This window comes from Gordonia sp. CPCC 205333, assembly GCF_048537885.1.
Taxonomy (GTDB): domain Bacteria; phylum Actinomycetota; class Actinomycetes; order Mycobacteriales; family Mycobacteriaceae; genus Gordonia.
In genome coordinates, this window is sequence record NZ_JBCLVI010000005.1 from 460,741 (window position 1) to 486,990 (window position 26,250).

At 62.8% G+C, this 26,250-nt stretch carries 27 protein-coding genes; 13 read left to right on the top strand and 14 right to left on the bottom strand.

The genetic code is table 11. The features are described from left to right. Position 1: 1 nt before the first annotated feature. The 9 genes from AAFP29_RS20030 to AAFP29_RS20070 all read right to left on the bottom strand — a co-directional run bounded on the left by AAFP29_RS20030 (position 2) and on the right by AAFP29_RS20070 (position 7,403). Positions 2-880, bottom strand: coding sequence for a lysophospholipid acyltransferase family protein (locus tag AAFP29_RS20030; protein ID WP_419219153.1), 879 nt, complete (start codon positions 878-880; stop codon positions 2-4). Continuing rightward, positions 877-1,806, bottom strand: a complete 930-nt coding sequence (locus AAFP29_RS20035; protein WP_419219154.1) for a GNAT family N-acetyltransferase — start codon at positions 1,804-1,806, stop codon at positions 877-879. Before AAFP29_RS20035 ends, AAFP29_RS20030 begins: the two co-directional genes overlap by 4 nt. A gap of 76 nt (positions 1,807-1,882) precedes the next feature. Then, on the bottom strand, positions 1,883-2,833 hold the full coding sequence (locus tag AAFP29_RS20040) for an electron transfer flavoprotein subunit alpha/FixB family protein (RefSeq protein ID WP_419219155.1): 951 nt from the start codon (positions 2,831-2,833) through the stop codon (positions 1,883-1,885). A 101-nt stretch (positions 2,834-2,934) separates the two neighbouring features. After that, entirely contained in the window at positions 2,935-3,717 is a 783-nt protein-coding gene (locus AAFP29_RS20045) for an electron transfer flavoprotein subunit beta/FixA family protein (RefSeq protein WP_419219156.1), read from the bottom strand. A 132-nt stretch (positions 3,718-3,849) separates the two neighbouring features. Next, positions 3,850-4,974, bottom strand: coding sequence for a dimethylsulfone monooxygenase SfnG (gene sfnG / locus AAFP29_RS20050; RefSeq protein WP_419219157.1), 1,125 nt, complete (start codon positions 4,972-4,974; stop codon positions 3,850-3,852). A gap of 216 nt (positions 4,975-5,190) precedes the next feature. Then, complete coding sequence (locus AAFP29_RS20055) at positions 5,191-5,706, bottom strand: DUF3558 domain-containing protein (RefSeq protein WP_419219158.1); 516 nt, start codon at positions 5,704-5,706, stop codon at positions 5,191-5,193. A 17-nt stretch (positions 5,707-5,723) separates the two neighbouring features. Beyond that, entirely contained in the window at positions 5,724-6,350 is a 627-nt protein-coding gene (locus AAFP29_RS20060) for a DUF3558 domain-containing protein (RefSeq protein ID WP_419219159.1), read from the bottom strand. After that, the gene (locus tag AAFP29_RS20065) at positions 6,343-6,855 is read right to left on the bottom strand and encodes a DUF3558 domain-containing protein (protein ID WP_419219160.1); all 513 of its coding nucleotides are present in this window, start codon (positions 6,853-6,855) and stop codon (positions 6,343-6,345) included. Before AAFP29_RS20065 ends, AAFP29_RS20060 begins: the two co-directional genes overlap by 8 nt. A 29-nt stretch (positions 6,856-6,884) precedes the next feature. After that, positions 6,885-7,403 (bottom strand): DUF3558 domain-containing protein, encoded by a 519-nt coding sequence (locus AAFP29_RS20070; RefSeq protein WP_419219161.1) that lies wholly within the window; start codon positions 7,401-7,403, stop codon positions 6,885-6,887. A gap of 229 nt (positions 7,404-7,632) precedes the next feature. On the opposite strand from AAFP29_RS20070, the gene AAFP29_RS20075 reads away from it, so the two are divergent. From AAFP29_RS20075 to AAFP29_RS20090, 4 genes are all read left to right on the top strand, one after another. Further along, the gene (locus AAFP29_RS20075) at positions 7,633-8,427 is read left to right on the top strand and encodes a class I SAM-dependent methyltransferase (protein ID WP_419219162.1); all 795 of its coding nucleotides are present in this window, start codon (positions 7,633-7,635) and stop codon (positions 8,425-8,427) included. Continuing rightward, positions 8,424-9,998 (top strand): 1,4-alpha-glucan branching protein domain-containing protein, encoded by a 1,575-nt coding sequence (locus AAFP29_RS20080; RefSeq protein WP_419219163.1) that lies wholly within the window; start codon positions 8,424-8,426, stop codon positions 9,996-9,998. Before AAFP29_RS20075 ends, AAFP29_RS20080 begins: the two co-directional genes overlap by 4 nt. 1 nt (position 9,999) lies before the next feature. After that, positions 10,000-11,271, top strand: coding sequence for a glycosyltransferase family 4 protein (locus AAFP29_RS20085; protein ID WP_419219164.1), 1,272 nt, complete (start codon positions 10,000-10,002; stop codon positions 11,269-11,271). Between the two features lie 160 nt (positions 11,272-11,431). Further along, positions 11,432-12,097 carry an AIM24 family protein gene (locus AAFP29_RS20090; protein ID WP_419219165.1) on the top strand — a complete coding sequence of 222 codons (666 nt, stop codon included), beginning with the start codon at positions 11,432-11,434 and terminating at the stop codon, positions 12,095-12,097. An 18-nt stretch (positions 12,098-12,115) separates the two neighbouring features. Here the strand turns inward: AAFP29_RS20090 and AAFP29_RS20095 are convergent, their stop codons facing one another. Beyond that, a complete protein-coding gene (locus AAFP29_RS20095) occupies positions 12,116-12,874 on the bottom strand; it encodes an acyltransferase (protein ID WP_419219166.1) in 759 nt (252 codons plus the stop codon). A gap of 174 nt (positions 12,875-13,048) precedes the next feature. Between AAFP29_RS20095 and AAFP29_RS20100 the strand changes: the two genes are divergently transcribed. Continuing rightward, entirely contained in the window at positions 13,049-14,377 is a 1,329-nt protein-coding gene (locus AAFP29_RS20100; protein WP_419219167.1) for a PQQ-binding-like beta-propeller repeat protein, read from the top strand. A 15-nt stretch (positions 14,378-14,392) separates the two neighbouring features. Here the strand turns inward: AAFP29_RS20100 and AAFP29_RS20105 are convergent, their stop codons facing one another. The 3 genes from AAFP29_RS20105 to AAFP29_RS20115 are packed head-to-tail and all read right to left on the bottom strand — an operon-like array spanning position 14,393 to position 17,411. After that, positions 14,393-15,598, bottom strand: a complete 1,206-nt coding sequence (locus tag AAFP29_RS20105) for a THUMP-like domain-containing protein (RefSeq protein ID WP_419219168.1) — start codon at positions 15,596-15,598, stop codon at positions 14,393-14,395. Positions 15,599-15,609: 11 nt separating this feature from the next. Continuing rightward, complete coding sequence (locus tag AAFP29_RS20110) at positions 15,610-16,587, bottom strand: class I SAM-dependent methyltransferase (RefSeq protein WP_419219169.1); 978 nt, start codon at positions 16,585-16,587, stop codon at positions 15,610-15,612. Positions 16,588-16,622: 35 nt separating this feature from the next. Continuing rightward, entirely contained in the window at positions 16,623-17,411 is a 789-nt protein-coding gene (locus AAFP29_RS20115; RefSeq protein ID WP_419219170.1) for an enoyl-CoA hydratase/isomerase family protein, read from the bottom strand. Positions 17,412-17,468: 57 nt separating this feature from the next. Here AAFP29_RS20115 and AAFP29_RS20120 point away from each other — a divergent pair, with 57 nt between their 5' ends. The 8 genes from AAFP29_RS20120 (at position 17,469) to ligD (ending at position 25,384) form a co-directional block, all read left to right on the top strand. Continuing rightward, positions 17,469-18,788 carry an NAD(P)/FAD-dependent oxidoreductase gene (locus tag AAFP29_RS20120; RefSeq protein ID WP_419219171.1) on the top strand — a complete coding sequence of 440 codons (1,320 nt, stop codon included), beginning with the start codon at positions 17,469-17,471 and terminating at the stop codon, positions 18,786-18,788. Then, positions 18,785-19,522 carry a DUF1365 domain-containing protein gene (locus tag AAFP29_RS20125; RefSeq protein ID WP_419219172.1) on the top strand — a complete coding sequence of 246 codons (738 nt, stop codon included), beginning with the start codon at positions 18,785-18,787 and terminating at the stop codon, positions 19,520-19,522. The genes AAFP29_RS20120 and AAFP29_RS20125 overlap by 4 nt, the downstream gene beginning before the upstream one ends. Beyond that, a complete protein-coding gene (locus AAFP29_RS20130; protein ID WP_419219173.1) occupies positions 19,519-20,790 on the top strand; it encodes a class I SAM-dependent methyltransferase in 1,272 nt (423 codons plus the stop codon). The genes AAFP29_RS20125 and AAFP29_RS20130 overlap by 4 nt, the downstream gene beginning before the upstream one ends. Continuing rightward, positions 20,783-21,568 (top strand): DUF1295 domain-containing protein, encoded by a 786-nt coding sequence (locus AAFP29_RS20135; protein ID WP_419219174.1) that lies wholly within the window; start codon positions 20,783-20,785, stop codon positions 21,566-21,568. Before AAFP29_RS20130 ends, AAFP29_RS20135 begins: the two co-directional genes overlap by 8 nt. 94 nt (positions 21,569-21,662) lie before the next feature. Further along, a complete protein-coding gene (gene sigK / locus AAFP29_RS20140; RefSeq protein WP_419219175.1) occupies positions 21,663-22,241 on the top strand; it encodes an ECF RNA polymerase sigma factor SigK in 579 nt (192 codons plus the stop codon). After that, positions 22,234-22,965: an anti-sigma factor domain-containing protein gene (locus AAFP29_RS20145; RefSeq protein ID WP_419219176.1), complete on the top strand. Its 732-nt coding sequence runs from the start codon at positions 22,234-22,236 to the stop codon at positions 22,963-22,965. Before sigK ends, AAFP29_RS20145 begins: the two co-directional genes overlap by 8 nt. A 30-nt stretch (positions 22,966-22,995) precedes the next feature. Continuing rightward, positions 22,996-24,381 carry a cryptochrome/photolyase family protein gene (locus AAFP29_RS20150; RefSeq protein WP_419219177.1) on the top strand — a complete coding sequence of 462 codons (1,386 nt, stop codon included), beginning with the start codon at positions 22,996-22,998 and terminating at the stop codon, positions 24,379-24,381. Positions 24,382-24,415: 34 nt separating this feature from the next. Further along, on the top strand, positions 24,416-25,384 hold the full coding sequence (gene ligD, locus AAFP29_RS20155) for a non-homologous end-joining DNA ligase (protein WP_419219178.1): 969 nt from the start codon (positions 24,416-24,418) through the stop codon (positions 25,382-25,384). Positions 25,385-25,424: 40 nt separating this feature from the next. On the opposite strand, the gene AAFP29_RS20160 is transcribed toward ligD, so the two are convergent. Beyond that, a complete protein-coding gene (locus AAFP29_RS20160) occupies positions 25,425-26,240 on the bottom strand; it encodes an NUDIX hydrolase (protein ID WP_419219179.1) in 816 nt (271 codons plus the stop codon). Between the last annotated feature and the right edge of the window lie 10 nt (positions 26,241-26,250).

The window sequence follows — 26,250 nt, forward strand, 5'->3', positions numbered from 1 at the left end:
ACTATCCGGCCAGTGCGTGCACATAGGGCCGCTCGGGATCGGCGACGACGATGGGCCCCAGCTCATCGGGACGTATCCCAAATACCAGCTCTTCACAGCGAGTGGCGAGATATCGGCGGTCCGGCACCGGTAATTGCAACTCGTGCACTACGACGGTCACCGTCATCGAGCGTTGCGCGAGGACTCGGCCCATTGTGTCGTCGACCTCGTCGTCACCAATGAAAGCAGGTGCGGTACAAACTTTTCCGTCGATATCGGTATATTCCAGGGTCATCGGCAACACTGGTACGCCCGCGTCGATCGCGGCCTGGAAGAACGCCGGCCGAAAGCGGCCCGAGCTGCGTCCACACCACGTGGTCCCCTCCGCGAATACGGCGGCACACTTATCCCGGTGCAGCGCCTCGACCACGGTATCGACCGAGCTGGGGAGCTTGCGCAGCGAACCGCGATCGACGGGGATAACTCCCAGGGCGCGAGCAAGTGCTGAGACGGCGCCCATCTCCATCACATCGGACTTAGCCACAAAATGCGCCGGACTCACCGAGGCAATCGCCAGTACGTCCAGGAAGGACACGTGATTGGCGACGATCAACCCACGCGCGTGGGCCGGGAACGGTCGCCGATCATCAATGACGATATGAATTCCCATCGCGCCCAGCAGCATTCGTGCCACCGACCGCAAATATCGACGTCGAACCACACGTGGCGTCGGCAGGACGAACACCACCGTCAGCACGAGGTATCCGACGACGAGCAGCAGTGCGCATACCCGCAGCGTCATCCGGAGCCGACCGACACCAGCCGCTTGGGCGCGGACACAACTCGCATCACACGGGCTGGCTGGAAACCACGCGTGTCGATGTTCCGTCGCGGTAGTCATGCCACTCCCTCGGCCGACAGGCGAGAAACGGTGTCCTGCAATCGTTCCCGGTATCGCGAGACACCAGCGTCGCTATCGAGGACGGTAAGGAAGTCGCCGACGTCGAAGATGTCGTCGATGGCTGGATCGCCACACACCTTGGCGCCCAGTCGAAGGTAGCCGCGCATCAGCGGCGGAACGATCACCTTCGTCGGTGGATCGATATCGTCGAGCGGCGTCCCGTCCACAACGGGCCGTCGCAGTGGGCGAACCCGCCAGGGCGCCGCGTGATCGGCCGCGAGTGTGTCGCGAATTCCGCGCAGGTCGACGCCGCGGCTGTTACGCAGTCCGCGGCCTCGGACCGCAGCACCGTCGAGCGGCACCGACACACAGCCCATCAGATATCGGTAGTCAGTTTGGGTCAGATAGTCGAGGATCGCGGCCCACATCAGCGCGGTAACCGAACCGCTACGCTGATCGCCCGCGACACACGCCCGCCCCATCTCGACGGTCTGCGACCGGATGACGTCGAGTTCGCTCAGATCGAATTCATCTGCCGAATACCACCCGCCGGCGGCGATCGCGCCCGGCGGCGGCAGGAGTCGGCTACAGCCGACCAACGCGCCGGTCTGCTCGTCACGGGCCAGCAGATGGTCGCAGAACTCGTCGAAGCGATCGGCGTCGAGGCCAGTGCTCGCATCGCCGATCTGATCGGAGAAACCCGGCTCTGCGGCGAACACGTCGTAACGCAGGCGTTGAGCGTCGACAATGTCGTCGGGATTATTGGAAATGTCGAGGACGTAGCCGCCCCCGGCCAGAATCGTGCGGCGTCGATCACCGGTAATGATCGTATTTGCGCTGCTACCAGTCATGATTTGAATGAAAGCGATGGCAGGAGACCACACCGCAACCGCCGACTGTCGTGTCGGGGGTCGGCGCGTGAACATGCCTCAACCTGCGGTGAAAAACACGATGACCCCCGGCTTACCGCCGGGGGTCATCGAGTTGAACAGACTTGTGAGCCTACTTGCGCTTGTTGATCGCTTCGGTCAACTGCGGTGCGACGTTGAACAGGTCGCCGACGATGCCGTAGTCACTGATCTCGAAGATCGGGGCTTCCTCGTCCTTGTTGACGGCCACGATGGTCTTCGAGGTCTGCATACCCGCGCGGTGCTGGATCGCGCCGGAAATGCCCAGGGCGATGTACAGCTGTGGCGACACGGTCTTACCGGTCTGACCGACCTGGAACTGGCCCGGGTAATAGCCCGAGTCGACAGCCGCACGCGATGCGCCGACTGCGGCACCGAGCGAATCAGCGAGCTCTTCAACGACCGAGAACTTCTCGGCCGAGCCCACGCCACGACCACCGGAGACGACGATCGACGCCTCGGTGAGTTCGGGACGATCGCCGCCGACATTCGGCTCAACCGAGAGAACCTTCACGGCGTTCTCGGCCGGAGCGGGAACCTCGACGTCAACGCGGGTACCCGCGCCGGCGGCCGGAGCTGCTTCAATGGCACCCGGACGGACCGTCGCGATGACGGTTCCGGTTACCTCGGCGTCGACGGTGTATGCGCCACCGAAGATCGAGTGGACGGCTCCACCCGGCTTGACCTCGATGACGTCGGCGAGAACGCCGCCACCGAGGCGCACGGCGAGGCGACCAGCGATCTCCTTGCCGTCCGAACCGGCGGCCAGCAGGATGCCTGCCGGCGCGGCGGTCTCCGCGATGGACGACAGGACGTCGACCTGCGGGCTCAACAGATAAGCGGTGTTCTCATCGGACTCCGCGACATAGATCTTTTCGGCGCCGGCTTCGGTAAGTCCGGCGATGACGGCGTCGGCCGAACCGGACTTGCCGATGACGACGGCCGACGGCTCGCCAAGCGCACGAGCCGCGGTGATGAGTTCTGCGGTGACCTTCTTCAGTCCACCTTCGGCATCCTGCTCTACGAGCACGAGTACTTCTGCCATGGTTTCTCTCCTGGAATATGTGGTGTGAGTGTCTTCGAACGCGATCGGCCCGGTGCGGGGTCCGCTACTGATAGGCCCGCCGCCCGGGATCGATGGTTGAGTTAGATGATCTTCTGTCCGACCAGGAACTCGGCAACCTTGGTGCCGCCGTCGCCCTCGTCGACCACACGCTCACCGGCCTGCTTGGCCGGCTTGGGGGTCACCGCGGTGACCTTGCTGCCCGCATTCGCCAGGCCGACGACGTCTGCCTCGATGCCCAGGTCTGCCAGCGTCAGAACCTCGATCTCCTTCTTCTTCGCAGCCATGATGCCCTTGAAGGAGGGGAAACGCGGTTCGTTGATCTTCTCGTTCACACTCACAATCGCCGGGAGAGCGCCCTCGACGGTGGTGATGCCTTCGTCGGTCTCACGCTCGCCGGTGATCTTGTCGCCGTCGACAGTGACCTTGCGCAGCGAGGTGAGGTGCGGGAGTTCGACGTACTCGGCGATCATCGCCGGCACCGCGCCGACTCGACCGTCCGAAGCCTCGTTGCCCGCGATGACCAGCTCGACACCTTCGACGGTCCCCAGCGCAGCAGCCAGCACATAGGCGGTCTGCACGGCGTCGGAGCCGTGGAGCAGCTCGTCGTTGATGTGGATCGCCTTGTCCGCACCCATTGACAGCGCCTTGCGAATCGCGTCGGTTGCCTTGTCGGGTCCGGCGGTCAACACGGTCACTTCGCCGCCGTTGGCCTCCTTGATCTGCAGGGCTTCTTCGACGGCCTTCTCGGTGATCTCGCAGATCACCGGGTCGATCTCGCGATCGAGGGTGAAGTCCGAGTCATTGAGCTTGCGTTCCGACCCGGTGTCGGGAACCTGCTTGATCAGTACGACAATGTTTGTCATGGGTCTTCGTCGACCTCCTGCGTCGGGTTCAGGCAACTTACCGGCGGGTAAGGCCTATGGGTCCTCCCTACTTTAACGCGTTGCCACGACAGACCAAACGGGGCCTACCTCACAGTTTGGGTGAGAAACTTCTCACACCCCGACCAAAATCTGATCCTTCTGGCGCTCGGCGGCCTCGATCTCGCGAACCAGCGGGAGCACTTTCGCGCCGAAGTATTCGATCTCTTCCTGGAAGTGCAAGAAGCCACCCAGAATGAGGTCGACGCCGCGGCGCCGATAGTTGGCGATCCGCTCGGCGATCTGCTCAGGAGTGCCGATGAGCTGCGTGCGGAACCCGTCGTTGTACTGCACCAGGTCCTCGAAGCTGGAGTCGGCCCACATGCCCTGCTTGCTCGACGTCGAGCTGCCCGCCTGCTGCACCGCGTCCCGGAACCCTTCCACCGCAGGACGATTCGCCTTCTCGATGATTTCACGAAGGGTGTCGCGGGCTTCTTTTTCGGTATCGCGGGCGATGATGAAGCCGTTCAAGCCGAACTTCACCTCGCGATTGTTGGCCTGAGCCTCGGCACGAACATCAACGATCTGTTCGGTGACGCCGTCGTAGTCCTTGCCGTTCGAGAAGTACCAGTCGGCATGACGACCGCCGTTACGTCGAGCGGCCTGCGAGTTTCCGCCCTGGAAGATTTCCGGGTTGGGCCGCTCGGGAGTGTTGAGCGGTTTGGGCTTGAGGGTGAAATCGTGGATGCGATAGAAGTCGCCGCGGAAGTCGACGTCGTCTTCGGTCCAGATCTTGCGCAGCACCTGTAGGAATTCGGCGCTGCGACGGTACCGCTCGTCGTGTTCGAGCCAGGGCTCTCCCAGGTGGGTGAACTCGTCCTTGAACCAGCCGCTCACCACGTTGACCGCGAACCGGCCACCGGAGAGGATGTCGGCGGTCGCGCCCAGTTTTGCCAGTACAGCCGGCTGCCACAGGCCCGGGTGTACGGCGGCGATGACCTTCAAACGCTCGGTGGCCAGCAGTAGCGCCAGACTGAAACTCGTCGACTCGTGCTGGAATTCCGCGCCGTAGCTGGCCTCGTAGCGCACCTGAGAGAGCGCGTAGGTGAAGCCGTTGTTCTCGGCGGTCTGCGCGAGCTTCTTGTTGTATTCGTAGTCCCAGCTGGTGCGCTGCTCAATGTCGCTGGTGACAAGGCCACCACTCACATTGGGTACCCAGTAGGCGAATTCAACTTCGTCGGCGACGCGTTCGGTTGTCATGGTGTCCCTCTCCTTCACGCGACACGACAAATCAGCCCTCCACCGTGCGAGGAGAGCCAAATATGCTGCGGCACTACAGGTTTGATGATTCTCGTTACGCGACGAGACGTCGTCGCATGCGGCTTCAGGACATCACCGGGCGACCGAAGTGGTCAACAAAATCGCTCAGCGTGAGTTTAAGGAGGCGATGGTGCACCCATCACCCGGTTCCCGTCGCTACGCGCTCAATTCCAGCGACAACTCCATCAGTTTCTTCGGCGCTGCGCACGGATCTCCCCCGCCAACCGGGCGATTCACAAACCAGGTGTAGACCCCCCGGCCCGGCGATTTGGCGGTCACACCGCACGTATCCGGCCGACGACCCTTCACCTGGGTGAAGCCGGTGGTGCCACCGATCTTGATGGTCTCGGTCGTGTAGCCCAGTGCGGTGGCAACCGACTTCTCCCGCCGAATCGTGTTCCACTCGAACCAGTGAAAACTGACCCACACATCGCCGGCGGCTTCCCACCGGCAGATCGGCCCGGTGAATTCGTTGTCCTTGATCGGCGCACCCACGGTCTCGGCGATCTGCTCGATTGTCAGTAATTCGCACTCAAGGCTCAGTCGCTCGAACTTGTCGGTGTCCACCCGCGCCTGACGACTCGGATTCGATGAGGCGGCAACGTCGGGACCGTCTGTCGTGGACCCACCGCAGGCGGTGAGCGCCACCATTGCACCGGCCACAACCGCCACCAGTTCCCGCGTGCACCTCATTTGGCGCGCTCAATCGAAATCCGTGCCAATTCACGCACTGCGTGACACACTTTCTCGATCCCGACGTTGTTGGCGCCTGTCTCGTCCATCCGCGCACTCCACTCGATGAAATCCGCGTCGAAGCCAATGCCGGTCTCGCAGACCGATCCTTGCCACGCGATGAATCCGGTATGCCCCGCGATCTCGACGTCCTGGATGAAGTCTTTTGTCCGCTCGACGCCTCCCCGCTCCCGATCGATTGGCGAGCCGCGATACCAGTTGAAAGAGACGCGCGCCGAATTGCCTGCCACCCACTGACACTCCGCCGTCGTCTCGGCGACTAGCCGCACACCGCTGAAACCGGTTTGAGTCGCAACCTCGTCCAGGTCGACGCCGCCGCACGCCCGGAACGACGGACCAGTAACCGTCGGAGTCGCGGTGGTTGTTTGGGCGTCGTCGGCGGCATCGTCGGCGCAGGCGGTGATAACTAACAGTGCCGCGATTAGCACGACGACTATCGAAACCCCTGACCGCACAATCAACTCCAACTCATCGCGAACCCGATAACGGCGGATATTCGGCATAGCCAACGTCGTTGTTACGGTAGCAGCAGTCGCGGTGTCCGGTGCCTGTTCGCTACGCACTCGCCTTCAACACAAGTTCCATCAGTTTGAGCGGAGCATCGCACGGATCCCCCACTGCCACTGGTTGATTCACGAACCAGGTATAGATTCCGCGTCCGGACGCTTTGGCGGTCACACCGCAGGTTCCCGGCCGTTGCGGGTCACGTTGAGTAAATACGGTCGCGCTGTTGATCTTTCGAGTCTCCGTCGTATAGCCGAGCCGGCGGGCAACATCCTTCTCGCGCGCCATCGTGTTCCACTCGAACCAGTTGAATGTCACCCACACATCGCCGGTGGCCGACCATCGGCAGATCGGGCCGGTGAAACTGTCGCCGATGATCGTCTGGCCGATTGCCTCGCCCATTTGCTCAGTGGTGAGCATCTCGCACTCGCGGTCGAACAAGTCGTATTTGTCGGTGTCAACCCACCCAGCTTGCGCATCATTCGATGCCCCTGCGGCCGCCTGCCGCTCAGCATTTCCGCAAGCCGCCAGGATCGATGCCAAGACGAAGAATCCCACAATCACCAGAGCACATCTAGCTGCCAAGGATTTCATCATCGCGCCCGCTCAATCGACAGGGTGGCCAACTCGCGAACGGCCTGACACAGTTTCTGCACGGGAATGTTGTTGACACCGCCATCTTGCCGTGCGGCTGACCATTCGATGAAGTCGCGACCGAATCCGATGGCAGTTTCACACACATGCGAATTCTTCGCGATGAATCCTGGGTAACCCTTGATCTCGATCTCTTCTATCGAATCCTTGCTCAATTGAATGCCGCCGCGTTCCCGGTCGATCGGCGACCCCCGATACCAGTTGAACGAGATGCCCGCATAACCGGAGTCAACCCATTCGCAGTCCGATGTGGTGCGCTCGGCCAATCGAAGCCCGACGAACCCCGACGCCGAAGCGACCTCGTCGAGTTGGACACCCCCGCACGTGGCGAAGAACGGACCAGTGTGCGACGGAACCTCCTCCGTCGCAGGTTCGGCTTCCCCGGAATCGTCGCCACAGCCCGACACCAACACAGCCATCACCATCGACAAACACACCGCAACAACGCTTGATCTCAAGTCGCCTCCACCCACCGGTATTCACGATTCGCAATACTGACATCACAGTATCAGTGGCTGCCCCAGCGGCGATGACTCGAATTCCAGCCAACCCAACCGCATCGAATTGAAACAAGTTCACCCGGTCGCGCCGCAGGCAACGCCCCGATTCGCCCCCTTGGCCGCACCATATGACTGGTCAGTAGGATCAATTGTCGCTGCCTATCCCCCTACGGCTACCCTCAAAGGGATGACCGAATCAACGAGCGCTGCGACCGATGCGTCAAATACCGCCACTGACCAGGAAACTCTTGCCCTGACCGGTGAGCGGACCAGCCCCGGAATTCCCGAGGAGAACTACTGGTTCCGTCGGCACGAGGTGGCCTATGAATACATCCTCGACGCCGTCGCCGGCAAAGACGTGCTGGAGGCCGGTTCCGGCGAAGGATACGGAGCGTCGATGTTGTCGACGCGCGCAGCGGCTGTCGTGTGCGTCGACTATGACGTCTCCGCGGTCGAACACACTCGTGCCCGCTATCCCCAGTTGACCGTCCACCAGGGCAACCTGATCGACCTGCCGCTCGCCGACGAATCGGTCGACGTCGTGGTGAACTTTCAAGTCATCGAGCACCTGTGGGATCAGCCACTGTTCATCCGCGAATGCGCGCGCGTGCTGCGACCAGGCGGTCGTCTGCTCATCTCGACGCCGAATCGCATCACCTTCTCACCGGGGCGCGACACCCCCCTCAACCCGTTCCACACCCGTGAACTCAACGCGCTGGAACTTACCGAACTCCTCGTCGAGAACGGCTTCGACATTCCCGAAATGCTCGGCGTACATCACGGCGACGCTCTACTCGATCTCGACGCAAAATGGGACGGATCGATCATCGACGCACAGATCAATCGAGCCCTGGCCGGGGAACCGTGGCCAGCATCGCTGACCGCCGACGTCGCAGGCGTCACCACTGCCGATTTCGCGATCCGTCCCGGCGACGTCGACGCAAGTCTTGATCTCCTTGCCTTGACGACTCGGGGATCATGACCGACCACGTTCCCGGACAGTTCACCCTGGTCCTGCATTCGCATCTCCCGTGGCTCGCCAACCACGGGCGGTGGCCCGTCGGCGAGGAATGGCTCTACCAGTCCTGGGCAGCGTCGTACCAGCCGGTCTTCGACGTTCTCCGTCGCCTCGCCGACGATGGTATGAAAAACCAAGTGTCCCTGGGTATCACGCCCGTCCTCGCCGCGCAGCTCGACGACCCGCACACAACCGCGTCGATGTATGAATGGCTCGCGGATTGGCAACTGCGCGCGATGGAATTGGCAACCAGCCGGGATCCGATCCGGCGTGAACACGGCAATCGCGAATATCGTTCGGCCGCAGCCGCTTTGACCGACTTCGAACAGCACTGGCGGCACGGCGGGAGCGCGGCCATCCGGCCGCTGATCGACACCGGCGTGATCGAACTACTCGGCGGACCGCTGGCACATCCGTTCCAGCCCCTCCTTCACTCCCGACTGCGCAGATTCTCCCTTGCCGAGGGTCTCGCCGATGCGCGGCGGCGGTGGGGGCATGTCCCGACCGGCATCTGGGCACCCGAATGCGCGTTCACCCCCGGCATGGAAGCCGAATACTCCGCTGCGGGCGTCGCACATTTCATGGTCGACGGCCCAACCCTGCGCGGCGATACTGCCCTGGGCCGTCCCATCGGTGACACCGATGTCGTCGCCTTCGGTCGTGATCTACAGGTCAGTTACCGCGTATGGTCGCCGAAATCGGGATATCCGGGTCACGCCGCATACCGCGACTTCCACACCTACGACCATGAGTCGGGCTTGAAACTCGCCCGGGTTACCGGTCGTACCGTTGATGGCCCCGACAAAGCTCCGTACGACCCCGTACGCGTGGACGCCGTTCTGGACCGCCATGTTGACGAATTCGTGAGTCATGTCCGACAACGTCTCATCGACGAGTCCCAGCGCATCGGCCGCGACGCACTCGTAGTCGCCGCCTTCGATACCGAACTCTTCGGCCATTGGTGGCATGAGGGTCCACAATGGCTCGAACGCGTCCTACGTCGCCTGCCCGAGGCAGGAGTCACCGTCGGAACCCTCGACAACGCGCGACGTGACGGATTCGTCGGCGCGCCAGTCGAACTCACCGATTCATCGTGGGGATCGGGTAAGGATTGGCGAGTCTGGGCCGGACCTCAGGTCGAGCATTTCGTCGATCTCAACGCTGAGGTCGTCGAGACCGCGCTCGACACCGTCGACAAGCAAATGGCAAGTCACCCAATGACATTCCGCGATCGGGTGAGTGATCAAATTCTGCGTGAAGCGTTGCTGACAGTGTCATCGGACTGGCCGTTCATGGTCTCCAAAGACACCGCTGCCGGATATGCCACCGATCGCGCGCACAAACACGCGCATGCCACGCGGGAGATCTGCGATGCCGCGGCGTCAGGCCGCTCCCAGACCGCAGCTCGACTGGCGGCGAACTGGAATCGCGCGGACAATCTATTCGCGGAGATCGACGCGCGCAGGTTGCCCGCGACGCTGGACGTAATCGAATCGGTCCCGCGGTCCCAGCGGTCACCATCCGAAGGGATCTGAGATGAAAATCCTGCTCGTATCCTGGGAGTACCCACCTGTCGTCGTAGGTGGACTGGGCCGACATGTACATAATCTCGCCATCAAACTGGCCGCCGACGGCAACGACGTCGTCGTATTGACCCGACGACCGACGGGTACCGACGCCCTCACTCACCCCACCGTCGATCATCGGGTCGAAGGTGTCCGGGTGATCGCTGCTGCTGAGGACCCCGGCGCATTCGATTTCGGCAACGACATGATGGCCTGGACTCTCGCGATGGGTCACTCACTGATCCGCGCGGGCCTGAAGATGGCTGCGTTCGGTGCTACCAATACCGGTGAGCCGTGGGTGCCCGACGTCGTGCACGCACATGACTGGCTAGTCGCGCATCCGGCCATCGCACTCGCCGAATTCTTCGACATCCCACTGGTTTCCACGATTCACGCGACCGAAGCGGGCCGTCATAGCGGCTGGGTATCGGGTCCAGTCAACCGGCAGGTGCACTCAGTCGAGTGGTGGCTGGCGGCTGAGTCCGATGCATTGATCACCTGCTCGACGTCGATGCGCGACGAGGTGAATCGACTCTTCGGGCCCGACATTCCCGAGATCAGCGTCATCCACAACGGAATCGACATCGCCACTTGGCCTTTCGCGGAGCGGCCGGTGCGAACCGGCGGGCCTGAGCTGCTATTCGCCGGACGACTGGAATATGAGAAAGGCGTGCAGGATCTGCTCGCCGCACTCCCGCGTATCCGGCGCAGCCACCCCGGTACGACGGTGACGATCGCTGGTGCGGGTACGCAACTGGACTGGCTCACCGAACAGGCAAAACGCCATCGGGTTTCCGGAGCGGTCGAGTTCATCGGCGGCGTCGATCACGAGGGCCTCGTCGACCTGATGCACCGCTGCGACGCGATCGTGCTGCCCAGTCGCTACGAACCGTTCGGCATTGTCGCACTGGAAGCCGCGGCAACCGGTGCGCCCCTTGTGGTTTCGACCGCGGGTGGCCTGGGCGAGGCAGTCGTCGACGGCGTGTCCGGGATGACCTTCCCGCCAGCCGACGTCACCGGACTGGCCGCAGCCGTGCGAGCCACCCTCAACGATCCAGCCGCAGCGTCGAATCGCGCCCGTCGCGCCCGTGAACAACTAACCGAAGACTTCTCCTGGGGCGAGGTAGCCGAACGGACGGCCGGTGTGTACCTGGCCGCCAAACGTCGGGTCCGGCACGCCATCGGGCGCCCGAATATCGTCGAACGTCCACTGCCGGAACGGGATCCGAATAGGCCGGCCTAGCCCCCATGAGAAAATCGTCCGAATAACTGTGCGGGAAGGGCAATATGCCCTTCCCGCACAGTTATTCGGACGATTTTCACCGAGTGGGGACCAGCTTCACAAAACGGACACCGGCCTGTCGTAGGATCGATGCATCATCGCAAATGCCATAGGAGAACTGATGCGTAGCAATATCTTTGACCAGGCCAACCAAGCGGTAACCAGCCAGGAACGATGGAGCCTTCAATCCACCAAGATGCTCCGCGTCGGATTCGGCCCCGACGTCCTGGCCGCGAAGGGCGCGATGGTCGCCTATCAGGGCCAGTTCCAGTTCAGACACGAAGGCGCCGGCAGCGTCGGAAACTTCCTCAAACGCGCGGTGACCAACGAGGGCGGCCAGATGATGCGCGTTTCGGGCCAGGGCGAGGTCTACTTCGCGCAGAACAACCACAACGTCTTCACGCTGCAGCTGGAGGGCGACGCCATCACCATCAATACGTCGAGCTTGCTTGCCTTCGACGCCGACCTCCAGTGGAAGATCACCACTATTGGCAATGCCGGCATGCTCGCCGGTGGACTGTTCAACCTCGAGGTCGCCGGTCACGGCACCGCGGGCGTCACCTGTCACGGGACCCCGCTGGTACTCGACTGTTCAAAGCAGCCGACCTTCGTCGACCCACAGGCCGCGGTGTGCTGGTCGGCAGGTCTGCAGCCAACCATCAAGAACGATATGAAACTCGGGGCACTGATCGGTCGCGGCTCGGGTGAAGCATTCCAGCTCGCTTTCCACGGCCCCGGATTCGTCGTGGTGCAGCCCAGCGAGGGGCGCAGCGTCCTACCAGGCTGAGCAAAATAGGCGCGGACGTCAGACGCCGCGCTGGTCGGCCTTCGCGGCCGCCTTCTTACGTTCGATGTCGGCCAGTGCGCGTTCAAGTTCCGCGCGCTGGGCCGCATTGGAATTCCAGTCGTCGAGCCGGTTTTTCACCACGCGGGCCGGAGCGCCGACCGCGATCGAATAGTCCGGGATGACGCCTTTCACGACGGCGTGCGAGCCAAGGACGCAGCCACGACCAACGGTTGTGTTGCGCAACACCGAGACTTTCGCCGCAACCCAGGTGTCGGCGCCGATCCGCACCGGCCCCTTGACGATGCCCTGGTCTTTGATCGGCATCTCGATATTGTCCATCTTGTGGTCGAAGTCGCAGATGTAGCACCAGTCGGCGACCAGAGTCGACGCCCCGATTTCAAGATCGAGGTATGAGTTGACGACATTGTTGGCGCCGAAGACCACTTTGTCGCCGATACGCATACTGCCCTCGTGCGCACGCAGTGAGTTGCCGTCGCCGATATGGACCCACCGACCGATCTCCATCCGCGCCAATTCAGGTGTCGCATGGATCTCGACGTTGCGGCCCAGGAAGACCATGCCACGCAGCACGATATGCGGATTGGCGGCCCGAAACCGGAAGAGCCGGTAATAGCGCACCAGATACCACGGGCTGTACGCGCGATTGGACAACACCCAGCGCAACGAGTCACGAGTCACGAAACGCGCCTGCATCGGGTCGCGTCGACGGCCCGCCCGCCAGCGCGATTTATAGGACGCATTCCACATCGTCGTCATCGGTGATCTCCCATCGCACTACGCACTATCCGTATCGGATATCCGGTCGACTTTATCGCTCGACACCGGCGCGCCGGGTGGGCGGACCCGTGGTCGGTCGACCACGGGTCGGCACACGATAGGCTCACATGCGTTGATGCCAGACCGACGGCGTCGAATCAGCGAGGAGAACAGATGCGTGCAGTGGTCCGCCGACTATCCGGTGCAGTTCGGGTCGCCGTCGGAGTCGCTACCGTCGCGGTGACCGCGACCGCGCTCGTTTCCTGCTCCGACGGTCACATCGACGTTCGTTCGGTTGCCAGCCCGGGATGGTCGAGTTTCGGCGGCAATGCCGCGAATTCCAACTACGCCTATCCAAGCGTCCCCGACGACCTGGCATTGCGTTGGTCCCGGCCGACCGGCGGACCGATCACTGCGCCGATCACGCTGTCGAACCAGTCGAATGTCGGGGTCACGGCTACGACGCCGAGCGGCTGTAATCTCCTCGTCCTCGACCCGAATTCGGGCAGGAAAAACTTCTGCAAGCGAATGCGTGACGGTGTCGCGGTCAATTCCCTACTCGTCGATCAGTACGACCAGCCGTATATCGGCGAGTCGACCGCGTTCCTCGCTTTTAACGCCGGCGGTGCGATTCGCTGGCGAATGCCGGTGATCGGGGTCCCGCTGTCGTCGAAGTTCGTCGCACCGGGTGTCGTACTGGCCGCGACCACACAGGGGCAGGTCCTCCTGCTCGACACCCAGACCAACACCTTCGTCGCGCCCGAAGTACGACTGCGGCCCGACATCCATCCCGAGGACGGCCTGTACGGCTTCGGGGACTGCGTCACCAATGGGCCACGCTGTGCCATTCCGGCACCCGCTGCAGTGGATATCGGCGCCGAGCGGATGTTCATCAACTTCTGGCCAAATGGTGCCATCGCCTCCCAAATCCGCGCATTGGACTACTCGGTGGTCGACGGAAAACGCGCTGTCCGCGAGGCGTGGCACGCGGACATTCCCGGCGGCGTCATCGGACCGGCGACGCTCTCGGCCGACGGCAAGACGGTATATACCTACAGCCGATTGGGGCAGATCTACGCCCTGCACGCCGACACCGGAAAAGTGAAGTGGCGCTTCGAGAACGGCGGCTACGGATTCGGCACGATGACGGTGTCGCCCAGCGGTGACATAATTCCGGCGGGAGTCGTCGGGGCACCGCTGAAGATGATCCACGACGCCGGCGACCACGCCGAACAGGTATGGCAGCGCGACGATCTCAAATCGGTGAGCCTGTCGACGCTGACCGAGGCGAAGACCGCATGGACTGTCGTGCGGGATGCGGGCAAGGATTCGCTGTCGCTCACCGAGGTGTCATCGACCGACGGAAAGACCAAACGCACACTGCCGCTACCTGATTCGGTTGGTTTCGCGACGGGAGTCGCGGTATCGCCGAAGGGGCAAATCGCGGTCGCGACGAATATCGGCAAGGTCTATTTCTTCGACAGCAAGTCCGAGTTCGAGTAGGTCAATCCAGTTCCCCTAGAACCGGACCCCAGCTTCGCAGATGAATCCGACGCCCTGCTTTCCGATCCTGGTCAATACCAGCGACAGTGACCGAGAACCTTTGAGCTTCAGCTTCTTTCGCAGTTTGTCCGGATCGACGTCCAGCCCGCGAACTAAGATCTCCAACGTCCCGCAGTCCTGCGCCGCGAGCGCGGTACGCAATCCACGTTCGGCGACGCCGACCTGTTCGATAACCCGAAAGCCGCGCTGGCCCAACGGAACTGCGTCGCCGGACAGGTAGGCGATCTGCGGATCCAGTTGCCACAACCCGTGCCGGACCGCGTAGTGACGCACCAGCCCAGCCCTGACCACCGCACCGTCGGGGTCGATGATCCACTCACCCGCACCGCGTACCTCTGAGTCATCAGGGTCGTCGGAGGTGACCTCCTCGACGCGCACGCTACCGTCGGCCTGGGTGCGCACCACTGTCGCGCGTTGGGCCGCAAGACCTTCGGCAGCGACGTCGTTCCACAGGCACGCCTCGCGAACCCCGCCGTCGAGTGAGGTGATCTGCACCTGTCCGTCAAATCCGAACCTTGCCCGCAACGCCAGATAGTCGATACCTGGTGCGGATTTCACCAGTAGCGGCTGACCGCCGTATGTGGTGAGCAACCCGAGCAACGATGGCTGCAGATCTTCCAATCGGAAGGTTCGCGAACCGCCGACGCGTCGCGCGGGATCGGCGATCACGACATCGGCGTGCGACGTCGGAGCAAGAGCATCAGCCCGCAACAGGGTCGCAGTGGGGACATTGTGCCGGGCCATCGACAATCGAACCGGATCGATGTCACTACCCATCACCGCTGAAATACCTTCGGCGGCAACGAGTTCACGGAGTTCAGCACCGATTGAACAGGTGACGTCGGCGACGACTACGCCGGCAAACCGGTAGCCGATCTCGGCGGCCCGCAACGCCGCGACCGGGGTTGGCGTCGCCTGTTGCGCGGCATCGTCGGTGAGCAACAAAATGTCGGCAGCGCGTAATTTCGCCCGCGCTCGTCGTCGACAACGCACCGTCTCGATCAGTGCCGCCTCATACGGCGTATAGCGGCTCTTCACCTCGCCGACGTCGGCGATCATCGACACCGCCGAAAGCTCCAGTGCCGAGACGTTTTCCAGCGCTTTGACGCCATGCCGGGATGTCAGAAACGCGACATCGTCGAGCGTGAACTGATAGCTCACGAATTCAGGTCCTACTCGGCCTTAGTCCCAGTCACCATAACGTTGTAGAAGAACTTTGGCGGCACCACTTTGCGCAGTACATTCTCATCGAGCCAGCTCAGCCGCTTCCAGCCGCCGAAGGCGAAACGACCCCAGCCCCAGCCCAACTTCTCCGGCGGCACGGCGGCCTCGAAGGTGCGGACCGGCCAGCCAAGGAACGCCGCGGCGAGTTCTTCGGTCGCGGTCTTGACGTTGGCGGCACCAGCCGAGCGGGCGATACCGGCCAACTCATCCGGGTCGAAGGTATGGATGTCAACGACGGCTTCGAGCGCTGCCGCACGCGACGACTCGTCGAGCTCGGCCTGTGGGCGACGCCAACTCTGCAGCGGAGCCAACTTGGTGACGTTGGTGGTCGCGAACCAAGTGGCTCGCGAGATCCAGCGCGCGTAGAAGTCACCGATAGTCGACGGCTCACCGGCGAACACGAACCGGCCACCGGGCTTGAGCACACGCAGAACCTCGCGCAGCGACTTTTCGACGTCGGGAATGTGATGGAGTACCGCGTGTCCGACGACGAGGTCGAAGGTGTTGTCGTCATACGGAATCTTCTCGGCGTCAGCGACCCGGCCGTCGACATCGAGGCCAAGGCCCTGCGCGTTGCGCAGCGCGACCTTGACCATGCCCGGTGAGAGGTCGGTGACCGACCCCTTTTCCGCGATCCCGGACTGCATGAGGTTGAGCAGGAAGAATCCCGTTCCGCAGCCCAGTTCCATCGCCCGGCCATAAGGAAGCTTGTCCGACTCGTCGGCGATGGCGTCGAATCGGCCACGCGCGTAGTCGATGCAACGCTGGTCATAGGAGATCGACCACTTCTCGTCGTAGGTCTCCGCTTCCCAGTCGTGGTAGAGCACCTGGGCGAGTTTGGTGTCCTTGAGGGCGGCGGCCACCTCTTCCTCAGTCGCGTGGGGATTCGGCTTCGGATCAGAGGATGGCGTGAGATTCGCAGTCATGGTTTTCGCTTCCGGTTGTAGAACGTGTAGCAATCTTACTTGCCGGTAAATCGAGCCTTACCTGGACCATTCTCGATGAACGAATCCATTCCGATCTTGCGGTCTTCGGTGGCGAACAACCCGGCGAAGACGTGCTCCTCGATGGCGAGGCCGGAAGCCAGGTCGACCTCGATTCCCTGGTCGATCGCTGCCTTCGCGGCCCGCAAAGCCACCGATGCACCGTTCTCGAACTGCGCGGCCCACTTGACAGCGGCGTCGTACACATCATCGGGGGCGACGACTTCGTCGACCAACCCGATCGCCAGCGCTTCGTCGGCCCCGACGAAACGACCGGTGAACACCAAATCCTTGGCCTTCGACGGTCCGATCAGCCGGGCGAGCCGCTGTGTGCCACCGCCACCCGGAATCACGCCGAGAAGAATTTCGGGGACACCCAGTTTTGCGTTGTCGCCGGCGATCCGGCGGTCGGCGCCGAGCGCCACCTCGAGCCCACCACCGAGGGCATATCCGGTGATCGCAGCGACGGTCGGCTTGGGGATATCGGCAATCGAACCCAGCGCGCTCTGCAACCGGCCTGCGACCTTCGCCATATCCGCGTAGGACATGTCGGTCATCTCTTTGATGTCGGCGCCCGCGGCGAGCACCTTTGGCCCGCCGTAGATGACAACGGCTTTGATGTCGTCGCGGATCGAGGCTTCCTCGGCTGCCGCCTGCAATTCCGTCTGTACCTGGCGGTTCAGCGCGTTCATCGGCGGCCGGTTGAGCGCGATGGTGCCGACGCCGGGGTGATCTTTGTGGGTTTCGAGGGTGACGAACTCAGGCATGCCTACAACCCTAAGGCCACTACCTATCCGGCCTCGACGCGGCTCCGAATACCCAATATGACGACGTCCTCCGACACCCGCCGACGTTTCGCCGTCATCGGTTCCGGGATCTCCGGCTTGATGGCCGCGCATGTGCTGGCTCGCAACGACCACGTGACTCTATTCGAAGCCGATGACCGCCTCGGTGGGCACGCCCACACCCACGAGGTGCCCATACCCGACGGCCGGAGCATCCATGTCGATACCGGCTTCATCGTGCATAACCGGCGGACCTACCCCACCCTGATTCGGCTATTCGACGAACTCGGGGTCCAGACTCGTGAATCAGATATGTCGATGTCGGTCACTATCCCCGGCGTCGGTCTGGAATACGCGGGCGGCAAGGGTATCCGGGGCCTGATCCCAACCGCGAGGTCGTTGCGCAATCGCCGGTATTTGCGGGTGCTCACGCAGGTGCCGAAGTTTCACCGCGCCGCGCGCGATCTGCTCACCGAAACCGAGTCCACTCCGATCTCATTGCGCGCATTCCTCGACGACATCGGCTTCGACGTGGATTTTCGCGATTTCTTCATCACACCACTGGTCTCCGCGGTCTGGTCATGTGATCCCGCCGACGCATTGGACTATCCCGCCCGTCACCTATTCACCTTCCTCGATCATCACGGCATGCTGTCGATCTCTGGATCGCCGACGTGGCGCACCGTCGTCGGCGGCTCGGCACGCTATGTGGAGCGAATCGCCGACGGTCTGCCCGACGTCAGGCTGGGCACAGCGGTATCCACACTGACGCGCCGGTCCGGCGGCGTCACGGTGACCACCGAGGCCGGAGCATCTGAGGAATTCGACGCCGCGGTTGTCGCAACCCATCCGCATCAGGCGCTGCGAATGTTGGCCAATCCCACTGTCCGTGAGCGAGACCTATTGGGCGCCATCACCTATTCACCCAACCGAGCGCTGCTGCATACCGACGAATCAGTGTTGCCGCGTACCGCGAACGCTCGCGCATCGTGGAATTATCTTGTGCCGCAGTCAGCTAAAGCGACCTCCGGTGTCGTCGTCACCTATGACGTGACTCGCCTGATGCGGTTGCCGTCGGATGGCCCGCGCATGCTGGTGACCCTCAACGGCTCCGAGTTCATCGACCCGGCCACGGTCATCGACGAAATGGCCTACGAGCATCCCCTTTTCACCACTTCCGCAGTCAGCGCCGCCGCGCGGCTCGACGAAATTGACTCGGACACAATGGCTTTCGCTGGCGCCTATCGTGGCTGGGGTTTTCACGAGGACGGTGCCCTGTCCGGCCTTCGCGCGGCGCAGCGACTCGGTGGTCGCTGGACCGAAGAGTCGACGACCCCGGTAGCACTGGTCGGCCGATGACTCATACCCGCGCGATGTACCGCACCGATATCACCCACCGACGCACCTCGCCGGTCGCCCACCAGTTCCGATACCGGAGCCTGTCGTGGTTCATCGATATCGACGACGTCACCCCGATCACCCGCTGGCTGCGGCCATTCGTCAGCTTCCGCGCGCAAGATCATTTGACTCCGCCGACGCATGGTCTCGACACCTTGCGCGGGCGAGTCGACGCCGAACTCGAACGCCACGGCATCACGCCGCACGCGGGCAAGGTGACCGCGTTGCTCAACGCTCGCGCACTGGGTTATGTCTTCGATCCACTCACCCTGTACTGGTGTCACCGCGACGACGGCCAGCTGTATGCCGTTCTCGCCGAAGTACATAACACTTACGGTGGAAGGCATTGTTACGCAGTGGTCCCCGACGAGCAAGCGCGAGCACGTGTCGACAAAGAATTCTACGTGTCGCCGTTCAACGTCGTCGGCGGCCATTACTCGATGCGCGTACCCGAACCCGCTGACGCGCTGGCAATCGACATCACTTGGTATCCGCCGAGCGGCCAACCCTTTCATGCTGCGGTTCGGGGCACCAGGGTACCGGTAACCAACCGCGCCGTCGTTGCCGCACAGCTACGCGCCCCGCTTACGCCGATCGTCGTATCGGCACGTATTCGGATTCAAGGAATTGCCCTGTGGCGCAAAGGCCTTCGAATCATCCCCCGTTCAGCTACCCGAGTGAGGAGACACTCATGACGATGGAATTCCACCTGCGACCACCAGTTGTAGACACCCGCTCGTGGCCCGATGTGGCGTCCGTACCGGCCGGCGTACGTGCCCGCGTCGCCGCGCCGATCACCTTGTCACTGTTGCGCCGAGCAGCCGACCGCGCGGGAATCTGCGTCGAAATCGCTTCCGGCACACCATCGCATATCGACGCACCGACGATGATGATCGCCGACCCCGACGCCTTCGCACGCCGGGTCGGGACCAACGGACTGATCGGACTTGGCGAGTCATATATGGCGGGCGAATGGGATTCACCCGATCTGGTCGACGTCCTGACCCGGCTGGCCGGGATCATCGCCACCTCGGTTCCCCGATGGTTACAACGCCTACGGGCCCTCCATCTGACTTCACCACCGGCCTCCGACGACCCGGCGAAAACCAACTCACGCAACAACATCGCTCGACACTACGACCTCTCCAACGAATTCTTCGCCGGCTTTCTCGACGAGACCATGACCTACTCCGCCGCCCTATTCCATGATCCCGACGCCGCACGCTGGGATAGTCTCGCGCAGGCACAACGACAAAAGATCGACCGCTTGCTGGATCAGGCGGGCGTGACGAGGGGAACACGACTACTCGAAATCGGCACCGGTTGGGGCGAATTGGCCGTACGTGCTGCCGCTCGCGGCGCGCGAGTTCATTCGGTCACGCTTTCGAGTGAACAACTCGAAGCAGCGCGGGCCAAGGTGAATGCGGCGGGACTCGCTGATCGCGTTGACATCACCCTGACCGACTATCGCGACCTGACCGGGAAGTATGACGCCGTGGTGTCCGTCGAGATGATCGAAGCGGTCGGTTACGCCTATTGGCCGACCTATTTCGCAACCCTTCGAAGCCTCGTGACGCCGGGCGGAAGGATTGCGCTGCAAGCAATCACGATGCCGCACGACCGAATGCTGGCCAGCCGCAACACCCATACCTGGATTCAGAAGTACATCTTCCCCGGCGGCCTGCTCCCATCCACCCAGGCCGTCGTCGACAACGCGGCGGCGGTGGGTCTGCGCGTCACCGACCGCCTGAGTATGGCACCCCATTACGCACAGACGCTGAAGTTGTGGCGGCATCGATTCGACACCGTTGGCGTGGCGTCATTGCCACCCGGCGGCGATGACGTCTTCGTGCGGATGTGGCACTTCTATCTGACGTATTCCGAAGCGGGTTTCCGATCGAATTATCTCGACGTCGAACAGTTCACCTTCAGCGTCGACGACGGCGAGGGACATCATGTCTGACTTCGCCCTCGTGACCCTCTACTCGACGGTCGCACTGTTCCTGGTGCAAGCCATCGCCTATGTCATCGGGCGCCGGATCGGTCGGTACAACGTGGTCGATGTCGCGTGGGGCGTCGGTCTGGTCGCCGTCGCGATCGTCGCTCTGATCGTCGGCGACGGCGACCTGACTCGGCGGATCGCGCTCGCGGCGATCGTGACCGTCTGGGGTGTGCGGCTGTCCTGGCATATGTGGCGCAAAAGCGCGGGCGCGGGTGAGGATCCACGCTATGTCGCCCTCCTGGAACGTCACGGCGGCGCGCGAACCATCACGGTCATCACCCGGATCTTCGTCACCCAGGCGCTCGCTCAATGGGTCATCTCACTGCCGGTCCAGGTGGCCGCGGTGAGCGGTCCCGTCAATGATGGTTGGTGGTTGTTGGCCGTCGCGGGGATCGCCCTATCAGTCGCCGGGATCGGTTTCGAAGCAACCGGCGACTGGCAGTTGCGTCGCTTCAAATCGGATCCGCGCAATCGCGGAGTCGTGATGGATCGCGGACTGTGGGCGTGGACACGTCACCCCAACTATTTCGGGGACGCTTGCGTGTGGTGGGGTATCTTCGGCATATCGGCCGCTGCCTGGCCGGGTGTGCTGACGATCGTGTCGCCGGTCCTGATGACATATTTCCTGGTCTTCGCGACCGGCGCTCGGCTACTGGAACAACATATGGCCAATCGTCCTGGATTCGCCGAATACCAGCGCCGCACAAGCTTTTTCATCCCACGGCCACCCAAGGTCTGAGATGATGGCGACCAGCGCTGGCAGGATGGACCTAATCGAGGTGGACGATCGGCGGGATATACGAGACCGTCGGGAAGCGACCGGAAGGACACGTATGGATCAGCGGGCGTCTGCCGAAGCCACGACCTTGGACGCGCTGCTCGTCCGCGTCGGGGATGGCGACACCGCCGCATTCAGCGACTTCTATCACCGCACGTCCGCGCGGACCTATGGTCTCATCCTGCGGGTGCTGCGCGATCCGGGTTACAGCGAAGAAGTACTGCAAGAGGTCTATCTCAACGTCTGGCGCTCAGCCCGATCCTTCGACTCCTCCACCGGCTCGGTGATGGCCTGGCTGCTGACCATCGCGCATCGCCGCTCGGTCGACCGGGTGCGGGCCGAACAGGCCGCGAGTACGCGCGACGCCAAATACTCGGCGGCTACGTACACACCGCCGCGCGACGACGTCGCCGACGCGGTAGTGCACGGCTCCGAGTCGGCGACGGTTATCGACTGCCTGGACACGCTAAGCGACGCGCAACGACTAGCGGTCGAATCGGCGTACTACAACAGCCGCACCTACCGCGAGGTCGCCACCGATCTCGGCCTTGGGCTCTCAGCGGTCAAGGCGCGTATTCGGGACGGCCTGCGCCGGCTGCGCGAATGCGTGTCGGGGGTGAACACCGATGCCTGAATTGTCTTCCGAAGAACTGCTCGACCTGGCCGAGGTCTTCGCACTCGACGCGCTCGACGACGCCGAACGACGCGATATCTCACTCGCGCTCGCGGCAGCAGCTCCCGATGTGCGCAGGCGATTCGAATCGGTGGTGGTCGAGGTTCGAGAGACATTGGCCGCACACTCGGCGACCTTCGCTCTCGCACCGCCCGCCCGGGCCTACGATTCACTCATGGCCGAAGTAGCCCCGGCGTCGGGCGCTACGGTTACCGATCTGACATCACGACGTCGGCGTCTGGTCGTGGCACTCGCCGCCGCTGCTGCGGTCATCGTGGTCGCACTCGGCGGCATCGGCATCGCATCCCGACTCGGCCAGTCCCCCACGCCGCCACCATCGGCCGCCGAACAGCTGATGTCGGCTCGCGATCTTCGAACATCGTCGGCGGCGGTCCCCGGCGGCGGCACGATGACCGTGCTCTACTCGCGTAGCGCGAATTCCGCCGTCGTGGTTCTCAACGATGTCCCGGCACCGACGGCCCAGACCGCCTACCAGATGTGGAAGGTACCCGGTGCCGGAGCGCCGAAATCCCTCGGCGTGATGGACGCCGCGTCGATTACCCCGTCGACTCGGGTCTCGGTACCGAATATCGAAGCGACGTCGGCGATTTCGGTCAGTGTCGAACCACCTGGTGGCTCGCCGACGCCGACGAAGGTCGTCGTATCGGTGCCCTTGAATGGCTAGGCCGTCTGTGCCGGCGAAGGGAACCGGGCGATGACCGGTCCCGCGATCATGTGGTTTCGGCGTGACCTGCGCTTCATAGATCTCCCACCGCTCCTCGCGGCGGCCGATCGCACCGAGGAGGCTCTTGCGGTATTCGTCCTCGACGATGCGCTGCTGAGCACTTCCGGTACCCCGCGGACAACATTTCTCGTCGGCTGCCTGAACGCACTCAACGATGACCTTGGCGGCCGGCTGCACATCCTGCGTGGCCCACCGGCCACCGCCATTCCGGCCCTCGTTCGCGACGTCGAGGCCGACTCGGTGCACATCAGCGCCGACTTCGGCCCCTATGGCGTCGCACGCGATACCGAGGTACGTACCGCCCTCGACGAGATCGGCGACGGCGTACCCCTGATCGCGACCGGCTCGCCGTATGCGGTTTCGCCCGGCCGCATCCTCAACAAGACGGGTAAGCCCTATCAGGTGTTCACACCGTTCCGTCGAGCCTGGCTCGACCACGGTTGGCATACACCCGCTCGCACTGGACCGGACACTCTGCGCTGGCGTGACCCGGCCGATCTGAGAGCACATGTGCCGCTCGAATCCGTCTTCGGTGACATCGGTGGCGACGGCCCCCAACTCCCCGCGGTCGGCGAACGAGCAGCACTGAAACGTTGGCGTACCTACCTGCACGAAGATCTGGACACGTACTCCGCCGAGCGCGACCGACCCGATCTCGACACAACGACGCGGCTGTCGGCCTATCTGAAATTCGGGTGTATTCATCCGCGCACTATCCTGCACGAAATGCGTTCCCGCAGTGATGAAAACGCGCGGACGCTACGCAGTGAACTGGCCTGGCGCGACTTCTACGCCGACGTTCTGTACCGCCGCCCCGACACCGCACGGCAGAACTACAACACGAAATTCGACGGCCTTCGATACAACTCCGGTCCGCAGGCCGATGCCGCGTTCCATGCCTGGTGCACCGGCCAAACCGGCTACCCGATCGTCGACGCCGGGATGCGGCAGTTGCTCGCCGAGGGCTGGATGCACAACCGGGTCCGCATGATCGTCGCGTCCTTCCTCACCAAAGATTTGCATCTCCCGTGGTGGTGGGGCGCAAGGCATTTCATGACATATCTCGTCGACGGCGACTTGGCGTCGAATCAGCACGGATGGCAATGGACCGCGGGCTGCGGCACCGACGCGGCGCCCTACTTCCGAGTTTTCAACCCGACCGGCCAGGGCGAACGCTTCGATCCCGCAGGCGATTACGTCCGCCGGTGGGTGCCCGAACTGCGCGGCATCGACGGCAAAGCCGTGCATCAGCCGTGGAAGGTTTCGGACTCGACCGACATCGGTGGCTATCGGCCGCCGATCGTCGATCATGCGGCCGAGCGCATCGAAGCACTCGCCCGCTACGACGAGCTGTAGCGCGGTGTACCGCCGCTGACCTGCCACGGCAGTTATGCTCACTCACGTGGGCGCACAGGGCGAGCCAATCCAACTCGACGTCGAAGGCAAGACGGTCCGTATCTCCAGTCCCGATCGGGTGTATTTCCCCGAACGTGGCGAGACCAAACTAGACCTGGTCAACTACTACCTGTCGGTGGGCGATGGAATTGTGCGCGCCCTACGCGACCGACCCTGTATGTTGCACCGTTTTCCCAAAGGTGTCACCGAGAAGAAGGTGCATCAGAAGCGACTGCCGGCGGGCGCTCCGGACTGGATCGAGACCTGCGAGATCTTCTTCCCGCGCTACGGCCGCACCGCCGATGAGCTGTGTGTGACCGAGTTGGGCAGCGTCATCTGGGCGGTACAGATGTCGACTGTCGAGTTTCATCCGTGGAACTCGCGGCGATTCGACCCCGAAGTTCCCGACGAATGGCGGATCGACCTCGATCCAATGCCGGACTGCCCGTTTGACCGTATTCAGCGGGTGGCGCATGTCGTCGAGGAGATCCTCGATGAATTGGGTATGCGCGGTTTTCCGAAGACATCGGGCGGTCGGGGCCTGCACATCTACGTGCGCATTGCTCCCGAATGGGGTTTTCCGCAGGTTCGGCGAGCAGCGCTTGCGTTCGCGCATGAGGTCGAACGTCGGGCACCGTCCGAAGTCACGACGATGTGGTGGCGTAAAGACCGCGATCCCACGGCCGTGTTCGTCGACTACAACCAGAACACCAGGGATCACACGATGGCATCGGCGTATTCGGTACGCGGCAATCCGCGTGCGACAGTCTCAGCTCCGTTGCGCTGGAACGAGATCGACAACATCACCCCCGACGATTTCACCATCGCGACGATGCCAGCTCGCTTCGCCGAACTCGGTGACTTACACGCGGAGATCGACGACGTCGCCTATCGCATCGACACTCTGCTCGATTGGGCCGACCGGGACGACCTGCCCGAGGACGACAACTCCGAATTGGAATGACGTCGATGCGACACCGCCGACGGCGGCCGTCGTCACGTACTTAGAATTTCAGGCCGTCCTTGTTCTGCGCGGACATAGTCGCGAAATACTCCGTGGAGTTCTCGAACGCGAGCCCGGCGAAATTACCGTCGGACGGAACCGCAGGCTCTATCGGCTCGATAATTCGTTGCACGGCAAGCAGATCCGCCACCGTCTCGTACCGCGCGATCTCCTTGAGCTGGGTCCATGTCGGCGGCAGTAGAAAACATGTGCCGGCCGCCCAATCGTCCAATGCCCCGGCCGCTGAGCGCCAATACGCCTCTTCGACCTCGGTTGTCCGATCGTCGGCAACCTGGCCGGCCGGTAGTGCGGCAAGAAAGAAATGCGTATCGTAGCGACGCTTCTCATTCTTCGGCGTAATCCAATGTGCTAGTGGCACAAGGTAATCCGCGCGCAGAGCGAGTCCGTTATTCGCCAGGAACTCGGCGAGCGACAGAGTTCGATCCTCCAGGAGTGCGCGTTGTGGCGCCAGCGCCCCCACGTCAAGTGTCGAGCCATCCACGGTGCCGACCAGAAGGACACCGCATTCCTCGTAGGTCTCCCGAACCGCCGCGCAGACCAGCTTTTGGGCCACCTCGTTATCGGTATCGAATTGTGTTGCCCACCAGTCGATTCCAGGTCCCCGCCAAGTAATATCGGCGCCGCCATCGCGAGGATCTACCCCGCCACCGGGAAACACCGTCATACCGCCGGCGAACGCCATCTGCTTGACGCGATGTTGCAGGAACACCTCGATGCCCTGCTCACCGTCTCGGACCAAGACCACTGTCGAAGCATCTTTTAGCGGCGCGACCGTCGACTCGGAACCCTCAGACATCTGTGCCTCA